Origin of the sequence: Acinetobacter sp. CIP A162 (assembly GCF_000367905.1) — a bacterium.
Lineage (GTDB): Bacteria > Pseudomonadota > Gammaproteobacteria > Pseudomonadales > Moraxellaceae > Acinetobacter > Acinetobacter lwoffii.
This window is the reverse complement of record NZ_KB849161.1, coordinates 75949-93402: the sequence shown is the minus strand read 5'-3', so window position 1 is coordinate 93402 and position 17454 is coordinate 75949. Positions and strand designations below refer to the sequence as shown.

The window sequence follows — 17454 nt, the reverse complement described above, 5'->3', positions numbered from 1 at the left end:
CGCCAGACATGGCTAAACGTGATTATTATGAGGTTTTGGGCGTCGCTAAAACCGCTAGTGATGATGAAATCAAAAAAGCCTACCGTAAGTTGGCGATGAAATATCATCCAGACCGTAACCCGGACAATGCTGAAGCTGAAGAGAAATTCAAAGAAGCAGCAGAGGCCTATGAAGTGCTCTCTGATGGTGAAAAGCGCAGCATGTACGACCGTATGGGCCACCAGGCCTTTGAGGGTGGTATGGGCGGCGGTGGCGGCTTCGGCGGTGGTTTCAGCGCAGAAGACATTTTCAACCAGTTCGGTGATATTTTCGGTGGTGCTTTTGGTGGCGGCGGTGGTCGTGGCCAGCAACGTGCACGCCGTGGTTCGGACTTACGCTATGTGATGGAACTGACTCTGGAAGAAGCGGTCAAAGGCGTCAAGAAAACCATTACCTTTACTGCACCGGCACCGTGTGATGCCTGTGATGGTAAAGGTTCAAAAAATCCAAACGATGTGGAAACCTGCCGTACCTGTCATGGTGCGGGTCAAGTGCGTATGCAGCAAGGTTTCTTCTCGGTACAGCAAACCTGTAGTACCTGTCGCGGTCAGGGCAAGATCATCAAGAACCCATGTAATAAATGTCATGGTTCAGGGGTGTCAGATCGTCAGCAAACCTTGGAAGTCACTATTCCTGCGGGCGTGGACAATGGCGACCGCGTACGCTTGACCGGTAAGGGTGAAGCAATCCGTGATGGTCAGTCAGGTGACTTGTACGTAGAAGTGGTGGTGCGTGAGCACGAAATCTTCCAGCGTGATGGCGCTGATCTGTATATGGATGTGCCGGTATCGATTGCTGATGCAGCCTTAGGTAAGGAAGTTCAGATTCCTACGCTGGATGGTCGTGTTAGCTTGAAAATTCCTGAAGGTACGCAAACGGGTAAATTGTTCCGCTTACGTGGTAAGGGTGTTAAACCGGTACGTACCAGCATGCAAGGTGACTTGCTGTGCCGTATTGTGGTGGAAACTCCAGTGAATTTAAGTGCACGTCAACGTGAACTGTTAAAAGAACTGCAAGAAACCATGGATGGGGAAGACAGCAAGTCCTCACCAAAGAAAAAATCATTCTTTGATCGCTTGTTTGATTAATTGAGTGAAAGTAAAAGAGGACGCTGAGGCGTCCTTTTTTATTATGTAGATAAGATACTCTAGATTAGAAGATGCTATTTATTAGTTGATAGGTATCGCTTAAAAACAGAAACCGCCTAAAAAGCGGTTTCTATTTTTATATTTCATTATCTAAATAGAAAGTATGAGTCCAAATTTGGAGGGTGATAGATATTTTGTAAGTGAGAAAAAAGCATCATTCCCGAAATTAAAAAGACCAATATTGTTATTACAGAGCTATATAATCGCATTCATTACTTATCAAATTTACCAGTACAGCAGATTACTCTTATTTTGTTCTCATGACAATGGAAGCTTAATCTTATTGAAATCACTATAAATTTTTAAAATTTCATTTTTTAATAAATAAAATAAATATATATATAAGAAAACTTGATTAATTAAATTTTTCGTGTATAGTTAACTTAACTAGAAAAAAGTCTTGTTTCGGTAAATCTTCTTTAAGTATCGCAGTTTTAGTCATAATCCTTCGTTTTTTTCAGATTTTAAGTCTCATTCTTTATTATTTCAAAGTTATATTCAGTCAATAAATTGACTAAAAATTATTAAAAAATTAGTAGGATATATTATGTCAAACTCAAATGTTGTTAAAGGTACTGTAAAGTGGTTCAACGAAACTAAAGGTTTTGGTTTTATTCAACAAGAATCAGGTCCAGATGTTTTTGCTCATTTCAGCGAAATCGCCAGTTCAGGTTTTAAAACCTTAATGGAAGGCCAACTGGTTGAATTCAGTGTAGCTCAAGGTCAAAAAGGACCGAATGCTGTAAATATTGTTGCTATCTAAGTAAGAATAAACAGTAAAAAAAAGCACTTAATAAGTGCTTTTTTTATCGTTCAAATTTAATTTTAAGTTATTTTCCAAATTGGAAAAATCTTTAGAAAAACAGGATTCAAGTTGTTAAAAATAAATGATTTAATTGCAAAATCTAAAAATGGTACTGAAATTATTGTTTCGTTAATTCCTCTCAATAAAATGCAAAATACACGTCAGGGTTTAAAAAGAATTGAAGTGGGTAAAAGAGTTCTTCTTTCATCTGGAGTTGAGGTAGATTTAAACTTAGATGGCCGTACATTCTATACTTCTCTAAATCAATTATTTAAGCTAAATCATAAAGTTATTTAAAGATAAAATTAAGAAACATCAATTTTTAGTGGATATTTTGCCACTTTAACTATTATTAAAGGTATAGATATGCTTAAACAAAGTATCAGTGTGAAGGATCAGTTTGGGGCTCAACACGCTATTCAAGCAACAGTCGATCATCATTTTTCTAAAACACAATCTCATTCCAATATAAAACATATCACTGTAGATGGTGAAGATATTCGTCCCAGTTTTGAAATGTGCTTTCAAAGTACCTTAAGTGGAAAAATTTTCAAAATTGTATAGACTATGCAAATTTTGCTTTAGGTATTATTATTTTTAATAAGTTCCCTAAGAGCTAGATAATTCATTTGCTCAATCTAAGGACTGATTTTTGTATAAAGCAAAATTGAGTCCTTTTAATCTCAATAAGACTTAAAATCTTATCTGCTCATCAATTCAAAAGTAGATATTCATAATTAAAATTTAGTAAAAAGTCTTGCATAAGAATCCTGTTAATCTAACTGAGATTTAAATCATCAAGATTTTGAGCTCAATTAATAATGGCGAGACTAAACAGGAAAAACTGTATTGGCAAGTCGTCTGTTTAACTTCACAAATCAGTAATCTCAGTAAATCAATGCAAAATCAGAGCGATAAAATTATGAATAAGCTTATTTCAGTTATATGAGTAATTGCTAAAAACTATATGACGAGTCAAGTTGATGTATATCGTATAGCTTTGACGGAAGTGATTGCCTAACTTCTTAAGCTTGATTAAAACTCTTATCAATATCAGTGATTTCACTCTTTGAGTATTTTCATTGATTTTTATGCAATGCATCTTAGTGTTATTCTGCAGTTTTGCTATAGTAAGAGCAATTTTGGATCAACATCAGGACTATGTTATGTCAGCTACACCACGCATTGGGATCTTAGGTGCAGGCGGTCGTATGGGGCGTATCCTTATTCAGGCGGTGCATGAAGCAGGTTATCAATTGGCGGCCGCGGTAGAACGCCCTGAAAGTACACTATTAGGCGCAGATGCTGGTGAACTTGCCGGAATTGGCGCAACAGGTGTCAAGATTGTGGGTAGCCTTACCGATGTAGTCAAAGACTGTGATGTCGTGATTGATTTTACCGCACCCGCAGCGACCGTCAATCATCTGAAAATCTGCCGTGAAGCTGGTGTCGCCATCGTGATCGGTACGACGGGTATGAATGATGAGCAAAAAGCCTATCTGGATCAATCTGCGACGGAAACTCCTGTAGTGTATGCAGCGAATTATTCAGTGGGTGTGAATGTATCGATCAAATTGCTTGAACTGGCCTCTAAAGTTTTTGGTGATACCGTAGATATCGAAGTGATTGAAGCACATCACCGTCACAAAGTAGATGCGCCATCGGGTACAGCTTTGATGTGGGGTGAGGCGATTGCGGAAACTTTAGGCCGTGACCTGAAAGAAGATGCGGTCTATTGCCGTGAAGGTCATACCGGTCCGCGTGAGCGTAAGAGCATTGGCTTCCAGACCATTCGTGGTGGCGATATTGTCGGTGAACATACCGCCATGTTTATTGCCGATGGGGAACGTGTGGAAATTACTCATAAAGCGACCAATCGCATGAACTTTGCTTCTGGTGCGGTACGTGCTGCGGCTTGGGTCGTAGGTCGTGAAGCGCGTAAATATGATATGAAAGACGTGCTTGGTTTTAACGATATTCAGGTTTAAAACCGAGTTAAAATCATTTATAAAAAAGTATAAAACTAGAATAAGACGAATAATATAATGCAAAAAATGATTTTCCTGCTCTGTGCAGTGGCACTTGGTGCCATTGCGCAGGCAAAGCCTCTCGAGAAGCCTAAACTCAGTATTTATAAAAATAATATCAAGGTCTGGACTTATCAGAATGAGCAAAACCCAGTGTTTCTCTATAAAGCTGAAACCACCTATACCACCCCCATTGAAAATGCCGTGTCCCTGATTCTGAATGTCGAGCATACAGTACAGTGGGTTCCCTATATGGGTAGCATCAAGGTTCTGTCCCGAAATGATAAAAAAGGTGACTTTATCCTGTATATGGTGCTGGATTTTCCATTTCCCTTAAAAGACCGTGACCTGATTGTGCAGGGCAAGATGATCAAGGAAGCCAATGGTCAGATCACCATTAAGAATAAAGCCATCCAAAGTGGTTATCCTTTAAACCCGGATTATGTGCGTTTAACCGATTATCAGGGTGACTGGACTTTTCAGAAACTGGCCAATAATAAAGTCAAGGTCTCTACCTATGGTTATGCCAATCCGGAAGGTTCCATTCCTTTGAGCTTCGTAAATATGTTTGTGCAACAGCAACCTTATCAGATGCTGCAGAAAATGAAGACCGAGCTGGCCAAGCCTTCATCTATTGCGGTCTTGCCTGAAGCTCTACAATAAAAAAGACCCAATTTCTGGGTCTTTTTAACAGCTGAAAATAAGCAGGATTTAAGCTGTAAAATCTGCTTTAAGCACAATCCGGTAACGGGCTTTGCCAGAATGCAGATGTTCAATCGCTTGGTTCAGTTGTGACATCGGGAAGACTTCAATTTGCGGAGCAATATTTTTACGTGCAGCAAATTGGAGTAACTGACGTAATGCCGCCGGCGAACCTGTCGGTGAACCGGTAACTGACTTGGCTCCGCCAATCAACATGCCAGCCGGAATCTGCATCGGCTCAAGTGGTAAACCCAGCATATGCACAGTGCCATTCGGCGCCAAAGTTGCCAGATAAGCCTGCCAGTTCAAGGTGACATTGACAGTACTCAGTAATAAATCAAACTTGCCACGCTGGGCTTTTAATGCAGCGACATCACGACTGTTCACTACATGGTCAGCGCCCATGGCTTTCAGTTCATCAGTTTTATCCAGGTTCGAGGTGAAGGCAGTAATTTCACAGCCCCAGGCTTTCAGCAGCTTGATGGCCATATGTCCTAAACCGCCAATGCCAATTACGCCCACATGATGAATGGCCTGAATCTGATGTTTGAGAATCGGATCGAATACGGTAATTCCGCCACAGAGCAGGGGACCCGCACTTTCAGGGTCAAGATCTTCGGGTAGGGGAATGACCCATTGCCAGCCGGCACGCACTTTATCGGCAAAACCACCGGCATGTCCGACAATGGTCGCCACCTGACCGCCAGTACACAGCACTTGCTGGCCCGAAATACAAGGATCGCAATATTGACAACTTTCCGCTGTCCAGCCGATGCCAACCCGTTGCCCAACTTTCAGGCCTTTGGCTTCTGCACCCAGATGGGTAATGGTGCCGATAATCTCATGTCCTGCTACGACCGGATACACTGAAGAACCCCAGTCATTGTTAATGACTGAAATATCAGAATGACAGAGACCGCAGTATTCCACTTTGACTTCGACCTGATGCGGCTGCAGTTCTCCGGCATCGAATTGATAAGGTTCCAGTTCCGCACCTGCGGACATGGCAGCATAAGCTTGAATAATATTATTCGACATGATTTCAGCTCTTATTTAAATGCGAGGATATTGTTTTAAAGTCACAATGATTTTCATGGTCATCGACCATACCAACGGCCTGCATAAAGGCATAGCAAATGGTGGGTCCGACAAATTTAAAACCAGCCTGTTTGAGTGCTTTAGACATCTTCTGGCTCTCAATGGTTTGAGCAGGCGCCTGACGATAATCCACAACATCATTATTCAATCGCGGTTGCTGGGTAAAAGACCAGAGCCATTCTACCAGATTGATCCCTTGCTGCTGTAGCTTAAGCCATGCTTGGGCATTTTCCCGAATGGCATTGAGTTTGCCGCGATGCCGTATCAGGCTAGCATCTTCAAGTTTTATTTGGAGTTGTTGATCTGTAAGTGAGGCGATAGATTCGATCGAATATTGAAAAAAATGTTTACGATAAGCTTCACGTTTTCTGAGAACGGTAATCCAGGCCAGACCGGCCTGCTGTCCTTCCAGACACAGCATTTCAAACAGGCGATTTTCATCCAGCAGGGCCTGTCCCCATTCCTGGTCATGGTAGGTGATATACAGCGGATCATCGGAGCACCAGCCACAGCGTTGCACAGTCATGTGATGCTCCTTGTTTTGATGCTTTTATAATTTAAACACAGTCCATTGATCCTGCTGATTGTCCCAATACGACAGTTCAGCCTGATCCAGATCGCTAAATTGAATCCACATATCTTTACCGGCCTTGTCGGCATAACCGGTACTGATCAGAAGCGCATCCTCGGTAATTTCCATCACCCAGCCCTGGTAAGTTTGACCATTCAATACAATTTTTTGTTGATTGCCTGATTCAGCAAATTCCACCAGACGATTGATCAACGCTTCTGACATGTAAATATCCTAAAATTAACGTAAATAGGGATAAGGGTTGACCACACCGCGGCCCTTGCCCTGTAAATAGATTCCATAATGCAGATGGGGAGCAGTATGCCGGGCATTGCCGCTGTTGCCGACATAAGCAATCAGCTGGCCTTTTTTGACATAGTCGCCGACTTTTAAGCCACGTTTATGGCCATCCAGATGCGCATAATAGTGCCAGGAGCCGCCTGGACCCAAAATCCAGACTACTTTACCACCCAAATTGTTATTACGTAAATCCGCAATCAGGCCCTCAGTCGCGCTAAAAACCTTGGTTCCACGTGGAGCCATGATATCAATACCTTCATGCAGACGTCCGCGACTGCGCGAAGCGCCCCAAGTATCTGTTAATTCACGTGCCTGTACACGTGCAACCGGGATTGGCAAAGAAGAAGGCATCCGCATATTTTTCAGCTTTTGCACCAGAATGGGATTGAGCTGTACAGAGGGGGATTTTTTCGGTGTACTGCTACAGGCTGCCAGCAGCACAGCTATTAAAGCAATCCATATCAAAGCAAGATATTGGCGCACGCTATTCATCCTTAAATATTGGCAATGCTCATTCTGAGCTGATCGGTTTTTTGCTTTGTCCAGACTATGTCATACATTTACCGCAGAGATCAATTTTTTCATCGCTGTTGGCAGACCGCAATCAATGGCTGTCTCTGGATGCATCCAGCAGCCTTGCAGTTCAATGGCCAGATGTTCCTGCTGATCCTGATCTACTGTAAAAACAATCGCTTCAAGGTTCCAGGTAAAATGGGTAAAACTGTGGCTAATCTGGGTTTTTTTGACGATATTTTTCAGGCCAAGTTGCTGGCATTGCTGTTCCAATTCATGTGCATTTTCAATAATCGGCAGACACCAGAGACCGCCCCAGAGACCGCTATTGGGACGTTGCTGCCAGAGCCAGTCTGTACCGGACTGGATCAGCAAGACCTGAGCAGAGCGTACCGGAACCGGTTTTTTGGCCTTCTTGAAAGGCAATTCATTTTCTAGTCCTTGCTGATGTGCCTTGCAATGCTGCTGCATTGGACAATACAGACACAAAGGCTTTTTCGGCGTACAAACGGTCGCGCCCAGATCCATAATCGCTTGGGTATAGTCATGATTGCGTTCGATAGGACAGAGCTGTTCCGCCAGTTGCCAGAGGGCACGCTCATACACGGGTTTGGACAGATCATCCTCAATCGCAAAGAAACGTGACAATACCCGTTTGACATTACCATCCATGATTACGCCATATTGACGTAAACCGAGTGACATCAGCGCGCCAGCGGTAGAACGGCCAATGCCGGGCAAGGCCATCCATTCTTCCAGGGTTTGAGGGAACTGCTGCTGTGCGGTTACGATGCCGGCAGCTTTATGCAGATTGCGGGCGCGCGCATAATAGCCGAGACCTGCCCAGTAAGGTGCAACCTCATCCCATGAGGCTTGACCTAAATCCTGAACAGTCGGAAAACGCTGGATGAATCGTTCGAAATATTGCAGTACAGTTTTGACCTGGGTTTGCTGCAACATGATTTCAGAGACCCAGACTTTATAGGGGTCATCTGTCACCTGCCAAGGTAAGTCATGACGACCATGCACATCAAACCATTCCAACAGGGCATCTGAAAATACGAACATGAACACATAGCAACCGAATAAGCAGCAGCTAGTATAGCGGAATCAGCAGGGTGGGAATGTGAAAAGTGAGATAAAAACGTAGATGTTCATCGAGCTTGATAGAACTTAGCTTTCATAAAAATAAATGCTCCGGAGAGCATTTATTTTTGATCAAAAATCCGGTTAATCGTTAATTCCCCAGCGCTCATCCAGCTTCAAGGTCTTGCCTGCATAACGCGGAATAATATGAATATGCAGATGTTCAACCTTTTCCTGAAATACTTCACCATCAATAAAACCGACATGAAAACCGGCAGGCTGGTAGCGTAATTGCAGTTCATTGCGTGCCTGTTCCAATAAAGACATCAAACTTTTACGTTCTTTGTCAGTCACTTCAAAAAATGAGGCCACATGCCGCAATGGAATGATCACACAATGACCTTCGGACAATGAATTTGGTTCAGGCAACACCACACCATAATCATTTTTGGCAATGACATCATATTCGTCAAAATTGCAGTAGGGGCAGTTGGTTTCAGCCATCATACACATTCTCCTCTGGTAGGATTTATCTTTCTTTTCTTCATGAAGTATCTGAAATATTTAGCCTGTGAACAAGCCAAATAGTTGTTTCTATTTATGCCAAATGACGATCCAGCAAGGCATACATTGCTGCCAAGCTTTTTCGTTCCGCTTCTGCATTGTAACCAAGATCTACACCATTGGCTTTGGCCCGTTCATCCGCAAGCGGGTTGCTAAAGCCATGTTTGGCATTTTCAAAAACAATTACTTCATGCTCGACTTTGGCGGCATGCATTTCCTCACGGAAACTGGCCACATCATCCAAAGTCACCATGCTGTCCAGTTCACCATGTAGCACCAGGATTTCCGCCTGTACCTGACCTTCCTGAGCAGGTGCTTTTGGCGACAGAATGGCATGGAAAGTGGCCACCGCTTTTAACGGTGCATTAGAACGGGCCAGATCCAGTACGACTTTGCCGCCGTAACAGAAACCAATCGCTGCAAGCTTTTCAACATTGACTTCATCCTGTGCTGCCAAAGCATTCAAGGCTGCTGTTGCACGGTTGACGATAGTGTCAGGATCTTCAAAAGTTTGCATCATCCACTGATGAGCCTGATCAGAATTGGTCGTGACTTTTTTATCCCCATACATGTCCATGGCCAAGGCCGCATAGCCATGTTCTGCAAGTTCACGGGCACGCTGTTCGGTATATTCATTCCGACCCCACCATTCGGGTGCGACCAGTACACCGGCAACAGGGGTATCTGTTTCTGGGGCGGCAAAATAACCAATTAATGGGCTGCCATCCTGCGCAGTATAATAAATTTCGCGAGTCTTGATTGCTGCCATGCTGACATCCTCTATTGTTGTTGAATTGCTTGATTAAAACATAACATAGCAAAACTGATCGGAATGTGACATGAAAACCTGCGATTTACGGATACTTAAGCTCATAAAAAAGAGAGGCAAATATAGAACCTCTCCGATTTTAGATCTGGAAAAATAGGACTTATTATTTAATAATTTCCAGTAATTCCACATCAAAAATTAAAGTACTGTTCGGTTCAACTACATCCCCTGAACCAATCTGTCCATAGGCCAATTCGGCCGGAATGAAGAAACGATATTTGGCACCTTCTTTCATCAGCTGTAAACCTTCGGTCCAGCCGGTAATGACCTGTGTGGTACGAAATACTACGGGCTGATTACGGGCAATTGAGCTATCAAAAACCGTACCATCGATCAAACGGCCTTCATAATGTACCCGGACATTACTATTTGCGCTCGGCGATTTCCCTTTACCTTCCTGAAGAATCTGATATTGCAAACCTGATTTCGTGGTTTTGATCCCCGGTTTTTTAGCATTTTCAGCCAGAAATGCCTGACCAATTTTGGCATTTTCATCCGCCTGCTTTTTCAAGGTAATCAGCTCCTTGGCTTCAGCCTGACGCTTAAATTGGGTCAAGACTCGCGCCATGTCTTCCTCACTTAAAGTCGCCTGTTTCCCAGCGGCTGCCGCTTTTAAACCGGCACTGAAGGCATCCAGATCAATGCCTTGTAAGGAATCGGCATTGCTTTTTCCCATCAGATAACCAAAGCTGTAGCCGACCTGTTCAGCCTCAGGGCTTTTATTGGTGACTTCTTTGGCAAAAAGACTGCCAGAACTCAGCAGTAAAACTATCAAACTTATTTGTATTTTCATGATTCATTCTCAAAATAAAGGAGAGCGCGTTGCTCTCCTTTTCGTGGATTATTTTACTTCGATGAGTTCCACATCAAAAATCAAAGTACTGTGTGGAGGAATCGTACCTGGCACGCCCTGTTCACCATAACCGAGTTTAGATGGGATATACAGGGTTGCTTTACCGCCTTCTTTCATCAGTTGCAGACCTTCGGTCCAGCCTGGAATGACCTGATTGAGTGGGAACTCAATCGGCTCGCCACGTTCAACCGAACTGTCAAACACGGTACCATCAACTAATTTCCCTGTGTAATGTACTTTCACACTTGAAGTTGCTGCAGGCTGCTTGCCCGTACCTTCTTTGGTCACTAAATATTGCAAACCAGATGCTGTGGTTTTTATTCCAGCTTTTTTGGCATTTTCGGTCAGGAAAGTATCACTTGATGCCTGAGCCTGTTTGGCACTATCCACTTGCTTCTGCTGCATTTCTTTTTGGAACTGCTCATAAGCTGCTTGTAATTCTTCTTCAGTATAAGCAGGAGCAGTACGGGCATGGCCTTCGCGAACGCCTGTCACAAAGCTGTTAATATCCAGCTCAGGTGGAGTTTGATGAGCGACTTCATAACCGAGTGCATAGCTAATTTTAGAAACAGCAGAGGCATCTTTAGATGCTTTTGTGGTTTGAGCAGCTGGGTTTTGAGTTGCATAGTAAACAGGTACTAGCGCGGCACCGCCTAAAAGAACAGCGACAGCAATCGGTAAGGCCTTACTCATGTATTATTCCAATCTAATGTTATCGTTGAGGTTCATTCCATCTTAGCAGAAAATTTTGAGAAATCTTGCAGAATGGGTGGTTTTTTAGCAAGCGGACATCGCAGTTGTGTTGAAGTTTAAAGAAATAAAAAAACCAGCAATCGCTGGTTTTTTATTTTTCAGAACTTAATCATTGTTGGAGAATGTCTAGGATCAATGACTGCCTCAACCGAAATTATATTTTGCAAAGAGCTTAGTAGGAAAACAAGCTTTTTTCTAAAGGAAATTCAATTCCAATCGATGCACCAATATCATTGTCATGTAGGTCTGAATCGCTGATCCAGCCATTTAATTTTAGTGGAATATCGGGGCGTAAATAATGCGTCCAGCTCAAATCAACAGCTTTTAATTCATCCTGCGCTGGAAAAGCTAAATTAGTAGTTCGGTGGGATTCATTCAGCTTGGCAAATAGCACTCGAGCATTAACACGATTGAGGCGATCGAAACGAATATCACCACCTACTGAAATCATTTGACCATCACCACCTATCGCATGTGCTAATGGGTAACCATGCTGATAAAAACCATCGGTATAAACATGGTGGTTATATGAAATACCATCGGCACTACCATTACTACGGGTATCTGTCCATTCAGTATACAGCTGGAAAGGCATATTGTGATAGCTAGAAGAATAATCGACTCCAGCCAAGTACATTTTTTTGGCCGGTAAGCCGCCTGCTTCGTCTTCACCGACATATTGCGCATAGATACCCATTGGTACTTGCACCAGTGGTTGTAAGCTTAACCGTGCATCAAAACCGGCAATTTGGTTAGACTTATCATCATCACTATTATCAAAGTTATCATTGCCTTTTATAGCATTCCAGAGTGTAGATAAACTTTCTGAACGGTCACCACCACCCCATTGCATAGCACGCGATGCACCCAGCTCCAAATAGGGTAAAGGTTGTGCGGTGACACGTAAGCCAATCAGTTTGGCATCAGGTATAGCATGGTAATCATCCAGTTGTCCGACAAAAGCTTGATATTGCCAAGGCTCAATCCAAGATAGCCATTTGTTTGCAAAAGCATGCTGTTCGGCACGCTGCATGGTCACACCATACGCAGGACCGACAGGCATCACCCCCGAATTAAGCTGCCATCATGGCCAGATCCCCAGTAGGTCGGAATTTGTCCAGCAATCAGCCATTGATTCCATAATTTACCTGCAAGGTAAGACCCTTCAATATTCACATCTTGATCATTATCAATCTGGGGATCTTTTTCTGCATTGATACGAAGTCTGGCATCCCAATTCTGATTGCCTGTATTCAACTCTATACCCGCCTGATATTGCGCTTTTTGCTGATCGCCAAAGGCTTGAGGAATATTTTTTTGATCTGTCTCTGCAAATAGTGATGCTTTGAGTAACTGGTTATTGGTATTCAAATGAGCCGTGACTGAATCAATGACTTTTTATTGATTACTATTGCTGATTTTTGTCTGAGAAAGGGCACGTTGGATTTCATCACCACTCATTGGCCAGGTCGAAGTGCTAACTTGAATCACACCTTGCTGATTTAACCAGTTTAAATCGGTGCGCAGGTTTTGGTCATTTAAAACGATACCTTGGGCAAAGGTCAGTGAGGAGCTTAATGCCAAGCCGGCGAGCAGTGTTTTGGGTAACATTTTTGTATATTCTCAGGAGTTTTAAACTATAACCAAGATAGGGTTTTTAGTTGATTTTTTCAACAATGAACATTTGGAATAAATGTGATAGAGAGAACTATCACACCCTGCCTCGAACAGGGTGTGATATCAAAGTTTACAATGAATTAGTCATTGTCTTTATTTGCGGTATAAGCATAGGCATAATTATAACCATAGCTACCTGCTGCCCCTTGTTGTACATCATTTATAATCACACCATTGACTTTCACATTGGCCTGTTCAAAACGATTCACAGTGATTTCCAGCTCTTTAATTTGTGTTTTGGCATGACGGGCAACCAATAAATTCACACCCGCATATTGCGCAATAATAATACCATCGGTCACCGCAAGCACAGGTGGCGTATCAATCAGTACATGATCGAAATGAGCAGAGGCTTGATTCAAGAAAGTTTTGAATTGATCTGTACTTAATAGTTCAGACGGGTTAACCGGACTCTTACCACGTGTCACAAAAAACAGGTTATCTACAGTTGAATTTTGCACCACCTCTTCATAGCTATTTTGGTGATTCAATAATTCTGCTAAACCTGGTTGCACTTCGGCATTAAAGTACTTATGTAAATAGCCACGACGTAGATCACCATTAATGACCAGAACCCGTTTTCCTCCTTGCGCTAAAATAGTAGCAAGGTTAGTGGTAATGAATGATTTTCCAACTTCAGGTGCAGGACCAGAAATGGCAATCACATTATTGGTCGCATTCATTAAGGCAAAATGAATTGCTGTTCGCATGCTACGGAGACTTTCAATCGCGATATCACTGCTATCTTTAACCGCAAGAATAGGAATATTCTTTTTCTTCTTTAATAGTTTAATACGACTTTCTTGAATAACAGAGCGCGGTACAGTGGCATAGACTGGCAGATCAAGCTCATTTTCAATTTGCGCTGCGTCTTTAATGCCTGAACGCATCATATTTCGTAATAGTGCAATTAATACTCCAATAAAACCACCAGCAAAAATTGATAAAATTATTGTAATTAATGACTTGGGTTTAATTGGCTTAACGGGTTCAACAGCTTGGTCAATAACTCTGACATTACCAATTTCACCAGCCTCTGCAATTTTCAATTGCTGATAACTATTTAATAATGCGGTATAAAGCTCAGTATTTACTTTTACATCTCGATATAGCTGTAAATATAATCGTTGTGTTTCTGGTAAACGTTTAATAGATTGTGTCATTTCTGAAGTTTTTTGATTAATTTCAGAAAGTTGAGCATTGATTGCTGACATAAGAGGGTGGTCAGGGGTATATTTTGAAGAGAGTTCCGCTTGCTGTTGTTGTAATTGGATTTTCATCTTTTCCAGTTCAACATTTTGCTTTAACATTAACTCGGCTTCTTGAGTTACATCAATAGTATTGTATTGCTCACGGAAACGGTTGAACTTGATTTCTGATTCCTCAAGTTGCTGTTTAAGTTCCGGCAGCTGTTTGTCTAAAAAATTTAAAGTTTGTTTAGATTCTAAAGACTTGCGTTGAATATTTTGTATTTGATAGACGGATAAAATATTATTCAGAACTTGAGTAATATGTTCCTTATCATTGCCATTATAATTTAGACCAATAACACCGGAGTTTTTCCCTCTCTCAGCTACGCTATAGTTACTTTTGAAGAACTGGACTGCTGTAGGTAGTGCGAGTTTAGTGATAGTAAATGTTTCTTTAAATAGAGATTTGCTAAATATTACAACTTCCCAAAGTCCCTTAGAGTCTATGGTTTGATTGCTGGAATTCAATTGACCTTTAAATATCACTTCATCTTTATAAGAGAAAGTAAACTGGTTGTTATCCGTGAATTTTAACTCTAATTTTTTATCTAGATAGTAATTTGGAATTTTTAATGTTTTGATTAAAAAGGCTTGATTTTCTTTTTGGAAAACCACCATATCCTTTTTATAAAGAACTTCAGCTTTGTCATTTTTAATCAAACGATTAAATAAAGTATTACTATTATCTTTAATTTGGATATCAAGGTGCAAATTTTGAATAGTTTGTCCCAAAATCATGCGTGAGTTTAATATTTCAATCTCAGCATCTGCGGGAGATTTTCCGCCCATTCCCCCTGGAATAGCATCACTCAACCCACCCAAGAGGGCAGCAGCTCCAGCGCCTTTATTATCCTCTACTAGAACCATTGCATCAGCAGAATAAATTGAGGGAGTAACACGTAAATAAAGTAATGCGAAGGTTAAGCTCAATACGATACAAAGCGCGATCACTTTCCATTGTGCAATTAACGAAAAAAATAATTCTTTTAAGTCAATGGTATCGTCATTAGTACTTGAATTTTGATTCATGGATAAACTACTAGATAAAATTAAATATGTGATTGCCAATCCGAAACATAAGATTCGATGTTATTACATGTTTCTTCAAAAAATGCTTGATCAAGCTTATAAGGATCGGGAACATTATGACCTTGCCAATGTCCTAAACGAAATACTTTACCTTTAGCAAATGGCCAAGTCTTTTCTATATGTTTTTGTTGATTTGAACTCATCACTAAAATTAAATCTGCAGTTTTGACTAAGTTGGCATCAATTTGTTTTGCGACATGTGATCTCATATCAATTGATTTTCTTGCCATACTTGCAATGGCCTTATCATCAGCACTATGGCCTACCATGGCAGAAAGACCCGCAGATTCAATATGTAAGTTAGGATGATTTTTCTTGAGAAAAAACTCACCCATTGGACTACGACAAATATTTCCTACACAGACGACCAAAATATTCCGAATTTGCATATTTTATTTACCCAGTTGGTCAAAGCTATAGAGTGCACTAGAGAACGGAATAATCTGGTTGACAATACGTTGCCAGCGCGTTAATCCAGTCGCATCAATATAAACGATGTCATTTTTTTTCATTTGGAATTGATTGGCTAAGCCCAGATTACCAAAACTGCTTAAATTTAAGTGATACACAGTGGATTGCTTGGTGGCTAAATCGGTGCGCATTACATAGATTTTAGCCGCACTTGCGGAGTAAGGATTAATTCCTTCACTTTCACCCAAAACATCACTTAAGGTCATACCTTGGTCACGTAAAGCCAGAGCTTGGCTTTTACTCGACTCACCCATAACATAAAGCTTTTGATTCTGTTTGGTATTCACAAAAATAGTATCATTCGGTTGAATCAGTAAATTATGTAATGATAAGCCTTGTTTCTCTAGTTGTAATACATTTAGGTCAAAAGTTTGACCCTCCCGAATCAATTGAATATTGGTATTGTCACCCGTTTCAGTATTAATACCACCTGCCTGTCCGAGTGCTGTATAGATACTAATAGGTTGATCATTAAGGGTATATTGACCACTACGCATAACTTGTCCATTGACAAAATAGCGACGACCCTCATAAGACAATACTCGAACCACCACATCAGGATGTATCAAATAGCGCGCAAATTGACTACGTAAAAAACGATTGGTTTCAGCCAGTGTTTTCCCGGCTACCCGTACCTGCCCCACTAAAGGTAATTGTATATTGCCACTAGAGTCTATGGGATAACCTGCAGCTTTTACATTTGAAATATCCTGAATAGGAGGGGTGATTTCTGGGTAGGCCCAAAGTTGAATTGAGAGAACATCACCAGCAGCTAAACGGTAAATGTGCTGCTTATTATTAAATAAATGATAAATAGAATTTGAATTCTGAATATGATTGAACAAGTGACTAGGTAAATTATTCTGGGTTAGCTGAACGACGGTGAGTTGAGCCCCTTGGTCTGTTTGGTAAGCACCTTGTGCAGGGAGGTCATAGGTTTGTAAACCAGAGGTAACAGCACAGCCTGTAGTTGAGATGCCACATACCAATAAAAAAGCCATTTGAAAGTGTCGCACAAGTTTTCCTACATGTTAATTTGTTAAATTCATTTTAGATTGAAGCTATTCTACCCAACTTATGAGGTGAATATATAACAATTTGTGACTTTGTTGCTAATTCTAATAGGTAGTGAAGGAGTAAGCATCCGCTGAACCCCATAGCCATTTTTTAATTTTGATCGGGTTTCCAGCGGTGTTGCAGTATCCTTCTATTTGGGTCGCTTTATGCGTCGGCAGCCTTTTCAGCACATCACTTAAATAAGCATGGACTGCTCTCAGTATCTTAGACATGAGACAGCCTCATTTTGAAGCTGCCTCAAAGGCTTCTGGACTCATCCCGTCGAGATGCAAATGACGCCTTATTCGATTGTAAAACATCTCGATATAATCAAACACATCTGCACGGGCCATTTCTCGTGTTTTATAGATTCGCTTTTTAATTCTTTCCCTTCTTCAAGCTGCTAAAAAAGGATTCAGCAACAGCATTATCCCAACAGTTGCCCCTCCGGCTCATACTTGGAACCAAGTTATGCTTCTGACAGAATTTCTGCCAGTCTCCACTGTTGTATTGTGAACCTTAGTCTGAGTGTATGATCACTGGATCACTGGATCACTGGATCACTGGATCACTGGATCACTGGATCACTGGATCACTGGATCACTGGATCACTGGATCACTGG

Annotated in this window: 18 protein-coding genes and 2 pseudogenes; 6 read left to right on the top strand and 14 right to left on the bottom strand. The window is 41.5% G+C overall.

All coding sequences use genetic code 11. From position 1 onward, the window contains the following. The first annotated feature begins 8 nt into the window (after positions 1-8). From dnaJ to F995_RS15300, 6 genes are all read left to right on the top strand, one after another. On the top strand, positions 9-1127 hold the full coding sequence (gene dnaJ, locus F995_RS15325; protein WP_004280855.1) for a molecular chaperone DnaJ: 1119 nt from the start codon (positions 9-11) through the stop codon (positions 1125-1127). A 607-nt stretch (positions 1128-1734) separates the two neighbouring features. Further along, positions 1735-1950 carry a cold-shock protein gene (locus F995_RS15320; RefSeq protein ID WP_004280856.1) on the top strand — a complete coding sequence of 72 codons (216 nt, stop codon included), beginning with the start codon at positions 1735-1737 and terminating at the stop codon, positions 1948-1950. A gap of 111 nt (positions 1951-2061) precedes the next feature. Then, positions 2062-2289, top strand: coding sequence for a hypothetical protein (locus F995_RS15315; RefSeq protein ID WP_004647679.1), 228 nt, complete (start codon positions 2062-2064; stop codon positions 2287-2289). A gap of 69 nt (positions 2290-2358) precedes the next feature. Then, positions 2359-2556, top strand: coding sequence for a hypothetical protein (locus F995_RS15310; protein ID WP_004280859.1), 198 nt, complete (start codon positions 2359-2361; stop codon positions 2554-2556). 602 nt (positions 2557-3158) lie between these two features. Next, a complete protein-coding gene (gene dapB, locus F995_RS15305) occupies positions 3159-3980 on the top strand; it encodes a 4-hydroxy-tetrahydrodipicolinate reductase (RefSeq protein ID WP_004647678.1) in 822 nt (273 codons plus the stop codon). A gap of 57 nt (positions 3981-4037) precedes the next feature. Continuing rightward, positions 4038-4682, top strand: a complete 645-nt coding sequence (locus F995_RS15300) for an START domain-containing protein (protein WP_004647677.1) — start codon at positions 4038-4040, stop codon at positions 4680-4682. Positions 4683-4730: 48 nt separating this feature from the next. Here the strand turns inward: F995_RS15300 and ahr are convergent, their stop codons facing one another. From ahr to F995_RS16670, 14 genes and pseudogenes are all read right to left on the bottom strand, one after another. Next, on the bottom strand, positions 4731-5759 hold the full coding sequence (ahr, locus tag F995_RS15295) for an NADPH-dependent aldehyde reductase Ahr (RefSeq protein ID WP_004647676.1): 1029 nt from the start codon (positions 5757-5759) through the stop codon (positions 4731-4733). A gap of 4 nt (positions 5760-5763) precedes the next feature. Continuing rightward, complete coding sequence (locus F995_RS15290) at positions 5764-6345, bottom strand: DNA-3-methyladenine glycosylase I (protein WP_004647675.1); 582 nt, start codon at positions 6343-6345, stop codon at positions 5764-5766. Positions 6346-6369: 24 nt separating this feature from the next. After that, positions 6370-6615 carry a hypothetical protein gene (locus F995_RS15285; protein ID WP_004647674.1) on the bottom strand — a complete coding sequence of 82 codons (246 nt, stop codon included), beginning with the start codon at positions 6613-6615 and terminating at the stop codon, positions 6370-6372. A 15-nt stretch (positions 6616-6630) separates the two neighbouring features. Next, positions 6631-7173 (bottom strand): M23 family metallopeptidase, encoded by a 543-nt coding sequence (locus F995_RS15280; RefSeq protein WP_004647673.1) that lies wholly within the window; start codon positions 7171-7173, stop codon positions 6631-6633. Between the two features lie 69 nt (positions 7174-7242). After that, complete coding sequence (mutY, locus tag F995_RS15275) at positions 7243-8271, bottom strand: A/G-specific adenine glycosylase (RefSeq protein WP_004647672.1); 1029 nt, start codon at positions 8269-8271, stop codon at positions 7243-7245. 162 nt (positions 8272-8433) lie between these two features. After that, on the bottom strand, positions 8434-8793 hold the full coding sequence (locus tag F995_RS15270; RefSeq protein ID WP_026055739.1) for an HIT family protein: 360 nt from the start codon (positions 8791-8793) through the stop codon (positions 8434-8436). A 94-nt stretch (positions 8794-8887) separates the two neighbouring features. Then, a complete protein-coding gene (locus tag F995_RS15265; RefSeq protein WP_004647670.1) occupies positions 8888-9622 on the bottom strand; it encodes a dienelactone hydrolase family protein in 735 nt (244 codons plus the stop codon). Between the two features lie 163 nt (positions 9623-9785). Further along, positions 9786-10475, bottom strand: a complete 690-nt coding sequence (locus F995_RS15260) for a BamJ family beta-barrel-assembly machinery protein (RefSeq protein ID WP_004647669.1) — start codon at positions 10473-10475, stop codon at positions 9786-9788. A gap of 48 nt (positions 10476-10523) precedes the next feature. After that, entirely contained in the window at positions 10524-11228 is a 705-nt protein-coding gene (locus F995_RS15255; protein WP_004647668.1) for a BamJ family beta-barrel-assembly machinery protein, read from the bottom strand. A 232-nt stretch (positions 11229-11460) separates the two neighbouring features. Next, positions 11461-12899: pseudogene (locus tag F995_RS15250) on the bottom strand (capsule assembly Wzi family protein). 146 nt (positions 12900-13045) lie between these two features. Further along, positions 13046-15244, bottom strand: coding sequence for a polysaccharide biosynthesis tyrosine autokinase (locus tag F995_RS15245; RefSeq protein WP_004647664.1), 2199 nt, complete (start codon positions 15242-15244; stop codon positions 13046-13048). Between the two features lie 20 nt (positions 15245-15264). After that, on the bottom strand, positions 15265-15693 hold the full coding sequence (locus F995_RS15240) for a low molecular weight protein-tyrosine-phosphatase (RefSeq protein WP_004647663.1): 429 nt from the start codon (positions 15691-15693) through the stop codon (positions 15265-15267). 3 nt (positions 15694-15696) lie between these two features. Beyond that, complete coding sequence (locus F995_RS15235) at positions 15697-16776, bottom strand: polysaccharide biosynthesis/export family protein (protein WP_016806765.1); 1080 nt, start codon at positions 16774-16776, stop codon at positions 15697-15699. 297 nt (positions 16777-17073) lie between these two features. Beyond that, a pseudogene (locus F995_RS16670) lies at positions 17074-17371 on the bottom strand (IS3 family transposase); the annotation flags it as partial. Positions 17372-17454: the final 83 nt, after the last annotated feature.